The organism is Streptomyces sp. HSW2009, from assembly GCF_040240285.1.
Lineage (GTDB): Bacteria > Actinomycetota > Actinomycetes > Streptomycetales > Streptomycetaceae > Streptomyces.
On the sequence record NZ_JBEHZD010000120.1, the window covers coordinates 1 to 16,410 of the forward strand.

A 16,410-nucleotide genomic window follows, 5' to 3' on the forward strand; every position below is an offset into this window, starting at 1 on the left:
GGCCACTGCGTTGAGGCGGGCTCCGCACCTGGGGGGGCGGTCGGGCTTCTCCATGGAGAGGCGGGCCAGGGCGCGTGCGGCGGCATGCGGGGCTGTCGGGGCGGCCCGCGGCCCGCGGGCCAGGGCCGTTGCGGCGTGCTCACGGTGGTTATGCCAGGCGCGAGCGGCGCTGGTCCAGCGCTGGCGACGACGGGTGGTGTGCCAGGCGGCGAGTTGACGGAAAGGAGATGGCCAGGCGGGCCAGTCAGCGGCCAGCCAGAGCTGTTCGATCAGCGAGCCGAGGGCTTGGGCGGCAAGGCCCGCTGTTGTGGACCCGGCCAGTACCGCGGCCAGTAGCACCACTTGGCCGCCGGCCGTGCTTGCGGCGGGGCGGTCGGCCCATGTGGTGATCTGCTCGGTGAGGTGGGGCAGTTCGAAGGGGTGGGCGTGGCCGAGGGTATGGGCGGTGATGGCGACGGCGAGATAGAGGGCGCCGGGCAGAAGGAGTAAAGAGAGCCACCGCTCGGCGAGTTTTTGCCCCAGTGCCGTCAGGAAGCCGCCCATCGGGTCAGAGCCTTTCCCTGCGCAGGGAAGTTCCGCTGAGTGCGCAGTGCGGCACTGAGGTGGTGGCCTGGGGCCACCAGTAGCGGGTGCACCGGCTGGCGGGGCATACGTACACCAGCTCGCCTGACTGCGGGCTGATGCCCGCGGGTCGCAGGCTGCGGGTGCCCGGGCCGGTGCCGCTGTAGCCGTCGAGTCCTTGTGGATCGCCGTCGGCCTGGAGAACGGCGTGCAGCACGGCCAGCGGTTCGGAGAGGTCCCCGCCGTCTTGGGCGGCAGCCAGTAATTGCGCCAGGGTCTCGTCTCCGCCCAGCCTTTCCTGCAAAATCTCGCGGATCTCCGCCAGATGTGCGCAGAGCGCGGCCAGCCTTTCTGCCGTCACCCCGTCCTCGTCGGCCATGGAGATCCCCCTAGGTCTGCCTTCTCCTCCAGCTTGCGCCTGGTCAATTATACTAATTTGATGCCTAGTTGCTGGGTGACGCGAGCGTATGCGGGGCATGGTCTGCGGCTCCGGATGGGCGTGCCATGGGGCGCTCGGGGACGCAAGGGAGCCGTGAGTGCGTGAGGAACGGCTCGCTGCGGTATGGGCCCGACTGCGACGGATCGCCGAAACGGGCAACCCTTCTCCAGCGCTCGAACCCCAGGCGCTCACTGAGGCCAGGCAACTCGCGGAGCTCCTCCACACCGACATCGATGATGTGAGCGATCCAACAGCCTGGCAGGCGCTCGGCTGGCTCTACTTCCATCGATACACAGCGCACAGGGGGAGCCAGGGCAATGCAGACCTCAATGCCGCGGTGGAAGCGTTCATCCCATGCTTCCTCACCGGCGCCAAAGGCTTGCCCGAACCTCTCCTGCCGCTGCTCGCCCTAGCCGCGACACCGCGTGCTCTCGACCTGCTCCAGCAGGTAGAGGTCTCCGGGGGTTCCACCGACCCAGCTCAGCTCTCGTTCGTCGTGGACCTGTGGCAGCGCCTTGCGCAGGCCGTACCCACCAACCACCCTGACCGCTTCCGGTACCTGTCCAATCTGGGGGTCACTCTGTGGTTCCGGTTCGAGCGGGTCGGGGACCTGGCTGACCTGGACGATGCCATCACCGCGGGGCGGGCCGCAGTGCAGGCCACCCCCACCAGTCACCCTGCCCGAGCAGACATGCTGTCCGATCTGGTTCTCCTGCTGCATGCCCGGTTCGAGAAGGTGGGTGACGCGGTGGACCTGGATGAGGTCATCACCACGGGGCGGGCCGCGGTGCAGGCAGCCCCCGCCAACCACTCTGACCGGGTACAGATGCTGTCCAATCTGGGGGCTGCGCTGTGGTTCCGGTTCGAGCGGGTCGGCGACCTGGCTGACCTGGACGATGCCATCGCCACCTGTCAGTCCGCAGTACGGGCCACCCCCGGCGACCACCCCGGCCGGACAGAGATGCTGGCCAGACTGAGCAAGGTCCTACGGGCCCGGCTCGATCGGGGCGGTGACCTGGCCGTCCTGGACGAGGTCATCACCACGGAGCGGGCCATGGTGGAGGCCATGGCCAGCAACCACCCTGACCGAGCGGGGATGCTGTCCAATCTGGGGGCTGCGCTGCGGGAACGGTTCGATCGTGGCGGGGACCTGGCTGACCTGGACGAGGCCGTTACCATCTGCCGGGCCGCGGTGCAGGCCGCCCCCAGCAACCACCCTGACCGGACACAGATGCTGTCCAACCTCGGGGCTGCACTGCACGCCCTGTTCGAGTGGGGCGGGGATCTGGCGGTTCTGGACGAGGCCGTTACCGCCTGCCGGGCCGCGGTGCAGGCCGCCCCCGGCAATCACCCCCAACTGGCACGGATGCTGTCCAATCTGGGGAGTGCGCTGCGGGTCCGGTTTCGGTGGGTTGGGGATCTGGCTGACCTGGACGAGGCCGTTACCATCTGCCGGGCCGCGGTGCAGGCAACCCCCAGCAACCACCCTGACCGAGCAGCGGTACTGTCCCATCTTGACGCCACGCTCTTTGCCCGCTTCCAGCGGAGTGGGGATCTGGCGGACCTTGACGAGGTCATTACCATCGGGCGGGCCGCGATCCAGGCCACCCCTGCCGACGATCCCCACCGACACATCTACCTGTCCCACCTGGGGAGTTCGCTGGCGATCCGGTCCCAGGAGGTCGGGGGTTTGGCGGTTCTGGATGAGGCTGTCGCCATCGGGCGGGCCGCGGTGCAGGCCGTTCCGAGCAACCACCCTAACCGGGCTCGGGGCCTGTTCAATCTGGGCATGAGCCTGCGGTTGCGGTACGAGCAGGCCGGCGATCCGGCGGACCTGGACGAGGCGATCACCACTGGGCAAGCCGCGGCCCAGGCCATCCCCGCCAACCACCCTGAACGGACAAAGACGCTGTCCAATCTGGGGATGGCGCTGCGGTTACGGTTCGAGCGGGCCGGGGACCCGGCGGACCTGGACTCCGCGGTGTCCGCCTTCGAAGATGCCTTGGGGGTGGTCTCGGCGGCGCCTTGGCACCGGATTGAGACGGCCTGGGAGCTGGCCGGGCTGGTCTCGGGGTCCGATACGACGCGGGCCGCGGACGCGGCGGAGACTGCCGTGCGCCTGCTTGCGGAGGTGACTCCCCGCCGGCTTGAGCGCAGTGATCAGCAGCATGCGCTCAGCCAGTTCACGGGCCTGGCCGGGGATGCCGCCGCGCTGGCTCTGGCCGACCCCCGTGGGAGTCGGCAGGAGCGTGCGACGCGGGCGCTGCGGCTGCTGGAGGCCGGGAGGGCGGTGCTGATCGGTCAGGCGCTGGACGTGCGCAGCGACCTCACCGACCTCACCGAGCGCTACCCCGACCTTGCCGCGCGATTCGCCCGGTTGCGCGACCAACTCGACCAACCCGCCCCCACCGGGGACAGAGACATGGACGCTGACGGGGCACAGCAGGAACGTGCTGCGCGCGACCGGCACCAACTGGCCCGCGACTTCGCCCAGACCCTGGCCGAGATCCGCTCGCTGGAGGGGTTCGGCTCCTTCGCCCTCCCGCCCACCGCCGAGGAACTCCTCACCGAGGCCGAACAGGGACCGGTCGTGGTGTTCAACATCAGCCGCTACCGCAGCGACGCCCTGCTGCTCACCCAAGACGGCATTACCCACCTGGAATGCCCCCAACTCACCGGAGAGGCCCTCATCGAGCAGGTCAACACCTTCCAGCAGGCGCTGCACACCGTCACCTCGGGGGAGAGCAGAGAGCAGCGACGCCAGGCACAGGACGCCTTGACCGGAGTTCTGCAATGGTTGTGGGACACTGCCGCAGGACCTGTCCTTGACACTCTGGGCTATCAACGTCAGCCGTTCGACGAAGCCGACTGGCAGCGGGTGTGGTGGGCGCCTGGAGGGCTGCTGGGACTGCTGCCCCTGCATGCCGCCGGCTACCACACCGACCCGGCCGACGCCCCGGACCGGCGCACCGTCCTGGACCGGGTCATCTCCTCCTACACCCCCACCGTCCGCGCCCTGCGTCACACCCGCCAACACACCCCGGTCCCGGACGCGCCCGCCCAGGGACTGATCGTCGCGATGCCTACGACCCCCGGCCTTCCCGGTCATGGTCGCCTGCGACACGTCGGCGCTGAGGCCAAGTTGCTGGGCCGTCACTTGCCAGGCAGCGTCCTGCTAAGCGAACCCGACCCCGCCGCTCCGGACAGCCCGTCCTTGAGCACGCCGACCAAGGCCGCTGTCCTGGATCACCTGCGCGGTTGTTCGATCGCACACTTTTCCTGCCACGGAGCTAGCCACCCCAACGACCCCTCCCAAAGCCAACTGCTGCTCCATGACCACGAAAGCGACCCCTTCACCGTCGCCAGCCTTGCTCCCGTCCACCTCGACCACGCCCAACTGGCCTTCCTGTCCGCCTGTCACACCGCGGCCATCGACGCCGCCGACCTGGTCGACGAGGCCATCCACCTGACCTCTGCCTTCCAGCTCGCGGGCTTCCCTCATGTGGTGGGCACCCTGTGGGAAATCGATGATCAGACCGCTGTGACCGTCGCCGACGCCTTCTACGGCTTTCTGCGCCTCTCTACCGGGGCCATCGATCCCAGCCGGGCAGCCTGGGCCCTGCACCAGGCCGTGCGCGGCCTACGAGACGGCCTCGGCATGCCCGCGCCACTTGACCGGGTCAAGGTCCCCTTCCTGTGGGCTGCTTACCTCCACGCCGGAGCCTGACCAAGACGACCAGGTGAATTCGATGGCTGCGGAAGCGGATTCATTTGGCAGTCCGAGCAGTCAGGAGGGGACGGCGAAGCGGCTACCCGGGGCAGAATGGGGGGTGGGCGCCCAGTGGCGGTCGTGGCACATGTCTGCACGACCTGGTTCGGAGAGTTCGGCGCGCAGGGCGTTCTCCAGATGCACGAGCCCTTCTTTGACTTTGACAAGCGGGTGATCGGCATCTTCCGAGATGGGGCGTGTCACGCCTCCAACCGCGGGCGTCACCGTGTTAGAAACGGCGCTCGCGCCTGCCACTCACAGGAAGGGGTGCGTCGGGTGCGGCACCCACAACCATCACACCGGAATCCACAACCACCGCCGCCTCCCGCAGGCATCAGCGCCCACCCCCACCCACCTCGTCCTCACCCCCGCCCACAACCACCGGCGGCCACCGCTGGATGCGAGGCCGCCGGGTTCGTGCTGGGGGAGGGAGGCGGGTGGCGCTTGATCGGTGGCGCGTCCGCGCCTCGCTGGTGGGTGGCGACGCCGTGTGGTCCGGTGTCCGTGCCTGGCTCAGGCAGACAGGGAAACGGGGAGTTCGAGTCGGTCGTCCGAGGTGAGGATGGCCTGTTGGAGGGCCTGGAGGTCGCGGCAGGGTTCCAGGCCCAGTTCCTCGTTCAGCGTCTTGCGGGCCGACTGGTAAACGTGCAGGGCGTCCGCGCGGCGGCCGGAGCGGTAGAGCGCCAGCATGAGCTGCCGGTGCAGGGCCTCACGCAGTGGGTGTTCAGTCGCCAACTGGTAGAGGTCGCTGACCAGTTCGCGATGGCGGCCCAGCATCAGCCGGGAGTCCATCAGCATCTCGACGCACTCAAGCCGGGCCTCGTACAGCCAGGTCTGGAAGCCCTCCAGGATCGGGCCGCAGCACACGTCGTCCAGCAGCGGTCCGCGCCACAGGGCCAGTGCACTCTGGAAGCTGTGGGCCGCCTGCGCGTAACGGCGCTCCCGGGAATGGTCCCGGCCCTGGCTCACCAGTTGCTCGAAGTAGCGGATGTCCAACTCGTCGGCGCCCAGCCGTAGGACGTACCCGGGCGGGCGGGTCAGGACCGGGCTTTCGCTGCGGTCCGGACGGTTGAGGAACTTGCGGATCTGTGAAATGTAGACATGAAGACCGGCGATGACGCGGCGTGGAGGCTCCTCGCCCCAGATCTCCGTGATGAGGTGGTCCACGGGAACCACCTGGTCCGAACGGACGAGCAGGACGGTGAGGAGCACCTCTATCTTCCGTGCCCTGATGGAAGACTTCTCCTCTCCGTCTACAACGCGGAGAGGCCCCATGATTTCATATCGCACGGCATGTCCCAGTCGATGAGAGCGGCGAATAATTGTATGCCGGAGACGGATTCTTGATAGCGCTCGGGCGAGTTCTGGTCTTCGAGGCCGGTTGAGCCATGGCGGCGAAGACGACATCTCGCGGCAATCCGAGATCTCGATGTCCGTAGGGGCGTCCGTAGGGCCGGAATCGCTGACTCACGTCGCGCAACGCTGAAGCCACATATCCCCCCGTCTTCATGGCGGTCACTCGATGGTCAGGGTGAAAGGCGCACCGGCCCGCTCGGGCGGTCATCCAGCCCGTACGAGTCAATTCAGGTGCTTACCGGATGCTTACCGGGAATCGAAAACCTTCACCCGCTGGGCGTTGTCTCCGGGAAAGACGATACGCCCCTCGCCATCGCCAGACAGGCCATTGCACCCCTGTCCGACAGGCGGCAGCCCCAGTTGCCGACTCTGGAACCCCCTAGGGAAAAACGGGGGCCATGAAGGGGCGGTCGCCCGCTCGCCGCGGGATGATGAGGCGGTATTTGGGGGGATTTTTAAGGGCGCTTTGCGGCGATCATGTCCGCCGTCGTCGACCGCAGGGGGTGCGTGGTCAGCCGTTCCCTCAAAAGGATGTTCTCTGGGGGCGCTAGGGGGAGCGGCCAGCGGCGGCAGTACGCGGGGGCTGCCGCCACCGGCCGTTAGGTGGGCCGGGTCGCGCCGTCGAACCCACGGGGGGTCGGCGCGCGGCGTTAGGGGTGGGTCAGGGCTTGTGCGCGACCACGATCACGCACCCGGCGGTGGGCACCGCCGGCAGCGCCTCCTTCGCGGCGTCGAACACCTCCTGGACCGAGATCCCGTGCTGCGCCTCGAACTCCTTGCGGCAGCGCAGGATGCCGTCGATCATCCGGTTGGCGGTGTCCTTGGTGTTCTCGGTGACGTCCTTGATCTCGTCCAGGACCAGTCCGGCCTCGGCGACCAGTGCGGGCCAGTCCTCCAGCTTGACCAGCGAGGAGACCACGGTCGGGTCGGTCGGGTCGGTGTAGCTGCCGTCCTCGGGCGGGGTGACGTCGGTCAGCACCACCCGGCCGCCGGAGACCAGTACCCGGTTCATCTCGCGCAGCGCCGTCAGCCGCTCCATGTGGTTGATCGACTCGAACGCCAGGATCGCGTTGAACGACCCCGCCTCGTACGGCATCTTCATGGCGTCCGCGTACTGGAAATCCACCTGGTCCGACCTGCCGGCCGCGGCGGCGCGCTCCAGGCCCTGCTTGACCTGCTGCTCGCTGATGGTGATGCCCAGCACGTTGGCCCCGGTCGAGGTCGCGACGCGCAGGGCGGGCTTCCCGATGCCGCAGCCCACGTCGAGCACCCGGTCGCCGGGGCCCACCTGGAGCCGCTCGATGAGCAGGTCGGTGAACCGGTCGGTGGCCTCCTCGACGGTGGCCGGATCGTCGGCGCTCTCCCAGTAGCCGAAGTGGAAGTTGTCGTCCCACGCCATCTGCAACAGCGGGCCCAGCGAACTGTAGTAGTCGGACACCTGGCCGCTCGGCGGAACGGACGCTTGGGGCATGACTCTCCTCCTGTGTGCTCGGCGACCGGGCTGGCCGTCAAGGGGCCACGGGGCCCACTCATGCGGGCGATGGTCCTGCGCCTCGATAACACGCGGCTAAAGTCACCGGCCGCGGCCTGTTTGGTGTGCCTTTAGAGGCGCAGACCACGCTGACGCTGTGCTCGCACCGATCACCAAGTCCGGAGCGGAGTGCCGCCAATGACCCATGACGACCGGAAGTCTTTTCCTTCTGAGCTCCGTACGAGGCGTGATGGCTAGCACCGATCCCAACCGGTCAACTCAGTCCGCAACTCCCATCGCCGTGGTGGGGCTGGCCTGCCGTTTGCCGCAGGCACCGAGCCCACGCGATTTCTGGCGACTGCTTCGGGACGGCGAAAGCGCCATTTCCGTACTGCCGGCTGATCGCCGCCGTAGCGGAAATTCCGCCGCACCCCGTGATTCGGGCACCGCGGAACCCGCCGATATTCGATACGGCGGATTCCTGGACCGGGTGGACGAATTCGATGCCGAATTCTTCGGCATCAGCCCGCGTGAAGCGCTCGCGATGGACCCGCAGCAGCGGCTGATGCTGGAGTTGTCCTGGGAGGCGCTTGAGGACGCCGGGGTGCGCCCCGAAGTGCTCGCCGGCAGCCGCACCGGGGTGTACGTCGGCGCCATGTGGGACGACTACGCCACCTTGCTGCGGAGCGCCGGCGGGTCCGCCGGCCGCTACCCGATGACGGGCCTGCACCGCAGCATCCTCGCCAACCGCGTCTCCTACGGCCTCGGCCTGAACGGCCCCAGCCTCTCCGTGGACGCGGCGCAGGCATCGGGCCTGGTGGCGGTGCACCTGGCGTGTGAGAGCCTGCGCCAGGGCGAGTGCACCCGGGCGATCGCGGCCGGCGTCAACCTGATCCTCGGCGAGGACAGCATGGACGCGGCCAACACCCAGTTCGGCGGCCTGTCCTCGGACGGCAAGTGCCACACCTTCGACGCCGCGGCCAACGGCTTCGTCCGTGGTGAGGGCGGCGTCGCGGTGCTGCTCAGGCCGCTGGCGGACGCGCTGCGCGACGGTGACCCGGTCTACGGCGTGATCCGGTCGAGCGCGGTCAACAACGACGGCGCGACCGACGGGCTCACCGCGCCCAACCCGCAGGCCCAGGAGGACGTGATCCGGCGGGCCCACGAGCGGTCAGGGGCGAGCGCCACCGACGTCCAGTACGTGGAGCTGCACGGCACCGGTACGCCCGTGGGGGACCCGATCGAGGCCGCCGCACTCGGTGCCGCGCTCGGCCGGCAGCGCCCGGCCGACCAGCCGCTGCGGGTCGGTTCGGCCAAGACCAACGTCGGCCACCTGGAGGCCGCCGCCGGCATTGTCGGCCTGCTCAAGGTGGTGCTCAGCCTCAGTAACCGGCAGCTCCCGCCGAGCCTCAACCACACCACGCCCAACCCGCGCATTCCACTGACTGAGTTGGGGCTCGCGGTGCAGCGCGAGCTCGGCCCGTGGCCCGCGCCCGAGCGGCCCCTGCTCGCCGGGGTCAGCGCCTTCGGGATGGGCGGCACCAACTGCCATCTGGTGGTCGGCGAGGCACCCGAGCCCCGTGTCAGCGAGGCGCCGGCCGATGCCGATGCGGCAGGGCCTGCCGGGGGACCGGCGGGCCCGCTGGTGTGGACGCTGTCTGCCAAAAACCCCGCCGCGCTGCGCGCCCAGGCCGCCAGGCTGCGTACCGCGCTGGCCGATCAGCCTGACTGTGATCCGGCCGCCGTCGCCCATGCACTCGCCACCTGCCGTACCGCCTTCGCCCACCGTGCGGTGTTGCACGCCACGGGCGTCGACGGGCTGCTGGCCCTGTTGGCCGAGGCGGAGCACGGCGCGGAATCGGTCGGCCTGGCCCGGGGCAGGGCCACCGGCGGTCGACTCGCTCTGCTCTTCAGCGGCCAGGGCAGCCAGCGCATCGACATGGGCCGCGAGCTGTACGCCACTTATCCGGCGTTCGCCGCCGCGCTGGACGCGGCCATCGACTGCCTCGACCCGCATCTGGACCGGCCGCTGCGCGACGTCATCTTCAGCGGGCGAGCCGCAGACGCACCGGTAGCAGACATACCGGCAGCGGACGCACCGGCAGTAGCCGCGCCAGCAGTAGCCGAGCCGGCGGCAGCCGCACCCCCGGTCGCACCCTCAGCCGGCACAGCCTCGGCAGACCAGGCAGCCCCGACGGGCCGCGCCGCGGCAGACCAGGCGGACCAGACAGCCCCGGCAGACCAGCCGTCCGGCGCAGCCGACGTCGCGGCCACCGCGCTCGACCAGACCTCGTACACCCAGGCCGCCCTGTTCGCGGTCGAGGTCGCGCTCTTCCGGCTGCTCCAGTCGTGGGGGCTGACCCCGGACTACCTGCTGGGGCACTCGGTCGGCGAGATCGCAGCCGCCCACGTCGCCGGCGTGCTCTCGCTCCCGGACGCGGCCCGGCTCGTCGCCGCCCGCGGGCGGCTCATGCAGGCCGTCACCACCCCCGGTGCGATGGCCGCCTGGCAGGCCACGGCCGACGAGGCGACCGAGGCCCTCGCCCCGTACGCGGGCCGGATCGACGTCGCCGCCGTCAACGGACCCACCTCGCTGGTGGTTTCGGGAGACGTGGACGCCGTGGACGAGGCCACCACCGCCTGGCGGTCCCGTGGCCGCAAGGCGTCCAGGCTGCGGGTCAGCCACGCCTTCCACTCGCCACACATGGACGGCATGTTGGTGGAGCTACGAGCCGTCGCCGCCGATCTCACCTTCGCCGCCCCGGCCATCCCGCTGGTCTCCAACGTCAGTGGAGAGTTGGCTACGGCTGAGCAACTTGCCTCGCCCGACTACTGGGCCGCACACGCCCGCCGCGCCGTGCAGTTCCTCGCCGGTGTGCACACCCTGCACGCCGCCGGCGTCGACACCTTCCTGGAAGTCGGCCCCGACGCGCCCCTGGCCGCCATGGCTCGGGAGTGCTTCACCACCCTGCCGGCGACCGGCCCCGACCGCCCGCGACCGGCCGCGCTGGCCGTACTCCGCCGCCAGCGCCCCGCAGCAGCCACCCTCATCGCGGCGCTGGCCCAGGCGTACGTGCGCGGGGTGCCGGTGCACTGGGAGCGAACCCTGAGCCGGGCCGAGCAGCCGCGCGTCGCCCTGCCCACGTACGCCTTCCAGCGGCAGCGCTTCTGGCCCGAGCCACCCGCGGACGACACGGGGACGAGCGCCGGACACACTCCCAGGCACATCCCGGCCCGGGTCAACGGCACCGCGCTGCCAGCACCGGCCGACGCGCCCGCCAAGCCCAGCGGGCCCACCGCGTCCGGCGAGTCAGCCGGGCCCGCCGATGGCACCGCTTCGCCGCTGCGCAGCAGGTTGGACGGGCTGACCGACGCCGAGCGCGATCAGGTCCTGCTGGATCTCGTACGGGCCAAGGCCGCCCTGGTGCTCGGCCACGCCACCGGCAACGCCGTCGACCCGGACCTGACGTTCAAGGAACTCGGCTTCGACTCGATGGCCGCGGCAGAACTGAGCGAACAGCTCAGCGCGGCGGCCGGGTTGCCGCTCCCGGCCACCTTGACCTTCGACCACCCCACGCCCACCGCGGTCGCCGCCGAACTGCGCGCCCAGGCCGGCGACGACCGGGCAGCCGCACCCCAGCAGCAGGCGGGCCCCGGCCCGCTGGACGCCGCCCCGATCGCGATCATCGCGATGAGCTGCCGCTTCCCCGGCGGCGTCGCCGCGCCCGAGGAACTGTGGGCGCTGGGCGCCGACGGCGTCGACGCGGGCGGCGCGTTCCCCACCGACCGCGGCTGGGACCTGGACGGCCTCTACCACCCGGACCCGGACCACCCGGGCACCAGCTACGCCCGTGAGGGCGGCTTCCTGTACGACGCCGCGCAGTTCGACGCCGGGTTCTTCGGCATCAGCCCGCGCGAGGCACTGGCGATGGAACCGCAGCAGCGGCTGCTCCTGGAGACGGCCTGGGAGGCGTTCGAACGGGCCGGGCTCGACGGCGCCGCGCTGCGCGGCAGCGCCACCGGCGTGTTCGTCGGCGCCACCCCGCAGGACTACGGGCCGCGGCTGCACCAGGCCACCGGCGGCATCGACGCCCACCTGCTGACCGGCATCACCCCGAGCGTCACCTCGGGCCGGGTGGCCTTCACCTTCGGTCTCGAAGGCCCCGCCATCACCGTAGACACGGCCTGCTCGTCGTCGCTGGTGGCACTGCACCTGGCCGCGCAGGCGCTGCGACAGGGTGAGTGCTCCCTCGCGCTGGCCGGTGGTGTCACCCTGATGGCCGCGCCCGGCATGTTCACCGGCTTCTCCCGGCAGCGCGGCCGGGCGCCCGACGGTCGGTGCAAGCCGTTCGCGGCAGCCGCCGACGGCACCGGCTGGGCGGAGGGCGCCGGGCTCGTCCTGTTGGAGCGGCTTTCGGAGGCGCAGCGCAACGGCCACCGCGTACTGGCGGTCGTCCGTGGTTCGGCCGTCAACCAGGACGGCGCGAGCAACGGACTCGCCGCGCCCAACGGCCCCTCCCAGCAGCGGGTGATCCGCCAGGCGCTGGCCCAGGCCGGGCTGGCGCCGACCGAGGTGGACGCGGTGGAGGCACACGGCACCGGCACCACCCTCGGTGACCCGATCGAGGCACAGGCGCTGCTCGCCACCTACGGCCAGGGCCGCCCCGACGACCAGCCCCTGTGGCTCGGTTCGATCAAGTCCAACATCGGTCACACCCAGGCAGCCGCCGGCGTCGCCGGGGTGATCAAGATGGTGATGGCGCTGCGCCACGCCGAACTGCCCGCCTCGCTGCACATCGACGCGCCGAGCCCGCACGTGAACTGGACCGCCGGCGGCGTACGGCTGCTCACCGAGCCGGTGCCCTGGCAGCATGCCGAGCGGCCACGGCGGGCCGCGGTCTCCTCCTTCGGCATCTCGGGCACCAACGCCCACCTGATCCTGGAACAGGCACCCGAACCTGCGGTCGCTGACCCGTCTCCGGGCGAGGACGCACCGGCTGCCTCGTCGACTGCCCGGCCGGCCGGGCCCGTCGCGGGCGCCGACGTGGTGCCCTGGGTGCTCACCGCCCGCAGCCCACAGGCGCTGCGGGGCCAGGCCAGGGCGCTGATCGAGCGGTTGCCGGCCGCGCTGGAAGCGGGCGCGACGCTGGCCGACGTAGGTTGGTCGCTGGCCACCGGGCGTACCGTCTTCGAGCAGCGGGCCGTGGTCATCGGGCAGGACCGGGACGAGCTGACGGTGGGTCTTGAGGCGCTGGCGGCCGGCGAGACCTACCCGGGCGGGGGCGGCCCCGCGACCCCGGTCGCCGGCGGCTCCGCCCGCGGCCCGGTCCTCGTCTTCCCCGGTCAGGGCTCGCAGTGGGTGGGGATGGGCGCCGGGCTGTTGGAAGCCTCGCCCGTCTTTGCGGCGCGGGTCGCGGAGTGCGAGCGGGCGCTCGCGCCGTACGTGGACTGGTCGCTCGCCGAGGTGTTGCGCGGCGGGGTGGGCGCTGCCGACCTCGGCCGGGTGGACGTGGTCCAGCCCGTGCTGTGGGCGGTGATGGTGTCGCTGGCCGCGGTCTGGGCGGACCAGGGTGTGACACCCTCCGCGGTCGTCGGGCACAGTCAGGGTGAGATCGCCGCGGCCGTCGTCGCCGGTGCACTCACCATCGAAGACGGCGCCAAGGTCGTGGCCCTGCGCAGCAAGGCACTCCGCAAGTTGGCGGGCGGCGGTGCCATGGCCTCGCTCGGCATGAGCCAGCAGGAGGCCGAACCGTGGCTGGCCGAACTGGGCCAGCAGGCGCCTGCCGTCGTCGTTGCGGCCGTCAACGGCCCGGGTTCCGTGGTGGTTTCCGGTCCGCCTGAGCAGGTACGGCACGCCGTGAGCCGCTTCCAGGAGACCGGCGGCCGGGCCCGACTCATCGACGTGGACTACGCCTCACACAGTCCCCAAGTGGACGTCATCACGGAAGAGTTGACAGAAATCCTGGCCGGTATCACGCCGGTGCGCGCAGAGACGGCCTTCTACTCCACGGTCACCGCGGACCGCATCGACACCAGCGAGCTGACCACCGGGTACTGGGTGACCAACCTCCGCGAGCGGGTCCGCTTCGCCGACGCCGTGCAGCGGCTGCTCGACGCGGGCCACCGGGTCTTCATCGAGGCCAGCACCCACCCCGTACTCACCGTCGGACTCCAGGAGTCCTTCGACGAGGCGGGCGTCCAGGCGACGGCCGTCACCGTACCCACCCTGCGCCGCGAGCAGGGCGGCCCGGCGCAGCTCGCCCAGTCGGTGGCGCAGGCGTTCACGGCCGGGGCCACGGTGGACTGGACCCGCTGGTTCGACGCCGACCGTGCCCCGTACGGCGTCGAACTGCCCACCTACGCCTTCCAACGCGAGCGGTACTGGCTGACCGGCGGCAGCGCCGGCGCCGGCAGCCTGGGCGAACTCGGCCTCACCTCGTCGGGCCACCCCCTGCTCGGCGCCGCAGTGGAACTGGCCGACGGAACCGCCCACGTACTCAGTGGTCGGCTGTCCGCACAGACCCACACCTGGCTGGGCGAGCACGAGATGGGTGGCGCCACCCTCGTACCGGGCACGGCCCTGGTGGAGTGGGCGCTGCGGGCGGCCGACGAGGTGGGTTGCGGCGGTGTGGACGAACTCGCCCTCCAGGTGCCGCTGGTCCTGCCGCCGACGGGATCGCTGAGGGTGCAGGTCGTGGTCGCCGCAGCCACCCCCGACGGACGCCGGGACCTGCGGATCTACTCCCGCCCCGACGACGAACTGGCCGCGGACGCAGGCTGGTTGTGCCACGCCGAGGGCGTGCTTGGCCTGCCGGCAGCCGAGGCCGACGAACCCGGCACGGCCGCCGGAGCCTGGCCGCCGGCCGGCGCCGAGGCCGTGGACGTCGCCGAGTTCTACGCCCGGATCACCGCCGACGGCTACGGCTACGGTCCCGCGCTGCGCGGGCTGCGGGCCCTGTGGCGGCACGGGGACGAGGTGCTGGCCGAGGTCACGCTGCCGAAGTCGGCGGGCGACCGCGAGGGTTACGGCATCCACCCGGCCCTGCTGGACGCGGCCCTGCACCCCGCACTGCTGGTCCCGGGCCCCGCTGATGCGCCTGCGGACGCCGCCGGGCGGGTGTGGATGCCCTTCAGTTGGAGCGGCGTCACGCTGTGGGCCGGCGACGCGCACACCGTACGGGTGCGGCTGCGCCCGAGCCGGGACGCGGCCGAGGGCGAGCGGGCGCTCACCGTCACCCTCACCGACGGGGCCGGCGCCCCGGTACTGACCGTCGCCGCACTGGTGAGCCGGCCGGCCGACGCCGCGCACCTGCGCGCCGCGGGCGGGCGCGCCGTGGCCGGGCTGTTCACCCTGGAGTGGACCCCGCTCGCCGCCGACCCGGCCGCCACCACGACCCCGGTCACCGCGGGCGGCTGGGCGCTGCTCGGCGAAGATCGGCTGGGCCTGGCCGTACGGGCTGCCGACGATGCCAGCCCGTACGGCCCGGTGTCCTACCCGGACGCGACGGCTCTGGCCACCGCCGTCGACGAGGGCCTGCCCGCACCGGCCGTCGTGATCACCGAAGCGCTCGGCGACGAACCCGAACCGGCCACCGGCCTGCACCTCGCGGAGCGGCTGCACACCCTGGTCCGCGGCTGGCTGGCACAACCGGCGCTGACCGAAACCCTGTTGGTCGTCGTCACCCGGACGGCCGTGACCACCGGCGACGGCGACCCGGCGGCGGACCCGGCCGGCGCCGGCGTCTGGGGCCTGCTCCGCGCCGTACAGGCCGCACACCCGGGCCGCTTCCTGTTGCTCGACCTCGCCGGCGCGAGCGAGGAGGACACGGCGGCGCTGGCCCCCGCTGTGCTGCGGGCCGCAGCCCAGGGCGAGCCGCACCTCGCCCTGCGCGCCGGGCGGGTCCTGGTGCCCCGGCTGGCCAGGGCCGCGGCGCCCGCATCCACCGAAGGCGCCGACCTCCTGGACCCGGCGGGCACCGTCCTGGTCACCGGCGACGACCCGACGCTCGGCGCGCTCGTCGCCGAACACCTGGTACGCACCGGGCAGGCCGGCCACCTGCTGCTCGCCGACCCGCCCGGAACGCCACAGGCGGAGGCCGCGGCACGCGCGGCCGAACTGACCGCCGCCGGGGCGCAGTCGCGGCTGACCACGGTCGACCTGGCCGACCCGGCCGCGGTGACCGCCCTCGTCGCCGGCATCGACGCCAAGCACCCGCTGACCGCGATCATCCACACCGCGGCGGGAGCCCCGGCTGATGCCCCCGCCGACGCCCCGGCCGGCGTCACCGCGGCCGGCGAAGGACCGGCCCATGCCTGGGCGGCCCGCGCGACGGCGCTGTCCCACCTCCAGGACGCCACCGCGAAGGACCGGCCCGACCTGTTCGTCAGCCTTGCCCCGGCCGCCGGCACGCTCGGCCTCGCCAGTGAGCCGGCCCAGGCCGCGGCCGACGCGTACGGCGCCGCCCTGGCCGCCCACCGGCGTACGGACGACGCACCGGCACGCACCATCGGCTACGGCCCCTGGGCCGGCTCGCCCGGCGCCGCCCCGGCGCCCGGAAGCGGCGTCACAGCCCTGTCGGCCGAACGGCTGCGAGCCCTGCTGGACGCCGCCCACCGGCACGGCACGAACCACCTGGTGGCCGCGGACATCGACCCCAGGGCGCTGGCCGCCCAGCCGATCAGCGAGGTGCCAGGAGCGCTGCGCGGCCTGGTCACCGCCGGCGGGCGCGGCCGGCGCCGCGCGGCCGCCGCCGGCTGTGTGTTATACACAACTCCGCGCCCCCCAGCCGGCCGCCGGGCGGGGGGGGCGGGGGG

The 16,410-nt window shown here is 71.8% G+C and carries 5 protein-coding genes and 1 pseudogene; 2 read left to right on the plus strand and 4 right to left on the minus strand.

The features are described 5' to 3' along the window. Both AAHZ94_RS12085 and AAHZ94_RS12090 read right to left on the minus strand, forming a co-directional pair. Window positions 1-543, minus strand: a pseudogene (locus AAHZ94_RS12085) (hypothetical protein); the annotation flags it as partial. Window positions 544-547: 4 nt separating this feature from the next. Next, entirely contained in the window at window positions 548-940 is a 393-nt protein-coding gene (locus AAHZ94_RS12090; RefSeq protein ID WP_349992835.1) for a hypothetical protein, read from the minus strand. Between the two features lie 397 nt (window positions 941-1,337). Here AAHZ94_RS12090 and AAHZ94_RS12095 point away from each other — a divergent pair, with 397 nt between their 5' ends. Beyond that, the gene (locus AAHZ94_RS12095) at window positions 1,338-4,727 is read left to right on the plus strand and encodes a CHAT domain-containing tetratricopeptide repeat protein (protein ID WP_349992836.1); all 3,390 of its coding nucleotides are present in this window, start codon (window positions 1,338-1,340) and stop codon (window positions 4,725-4,727) included. A gap of 555 nt (window positions 4,728-5,282) precedes the next feature. Here the strand turns inward: AAHZ94_RS12095 and AAHZ94_RS12100 are convergent. Together AAHZ94_RS12100 and AAHZ94_RS12105 are read right to left on the minus strand one after the other, a co-directional pair. Continuing rightward, entirely contained in the window at window positions 5,283-6,044 is a 762-nt protein-coding gene (locus AAHZ94_RS12100; protein ID WP_502964650.1) for an AfsR/SARP family transcriptional regulator, read from the minus strand. Between the two features lie 742 nt (window positions 6,045-6,786). Beyond that, window positions 6,787-7,596, minus strand: a complete 810-nt coding sequence (locus tag AAHZ94_RS12105; RefSeq protein ID WP_349992838.1) for an SAM-dependent methyltransferase — start codon at window positions 7,594-7,596, stop codon at window positions 6,787-6,789. A 250-nt stretch (window positions 7,597-7,846) separates the two neighbouring features. Here AAHZ94_RS12105 and AAHZ94_RS12110 point away from each other — a divergent pair. After that, the coding region (locus tag AAHZ94_RS12110) for a type I polyketide synthase (RefSeq protein ID WP_349992839.1) at window positions 7,847-16,410 on the plus strand (8,564 nt) is incomplete at its 3' end.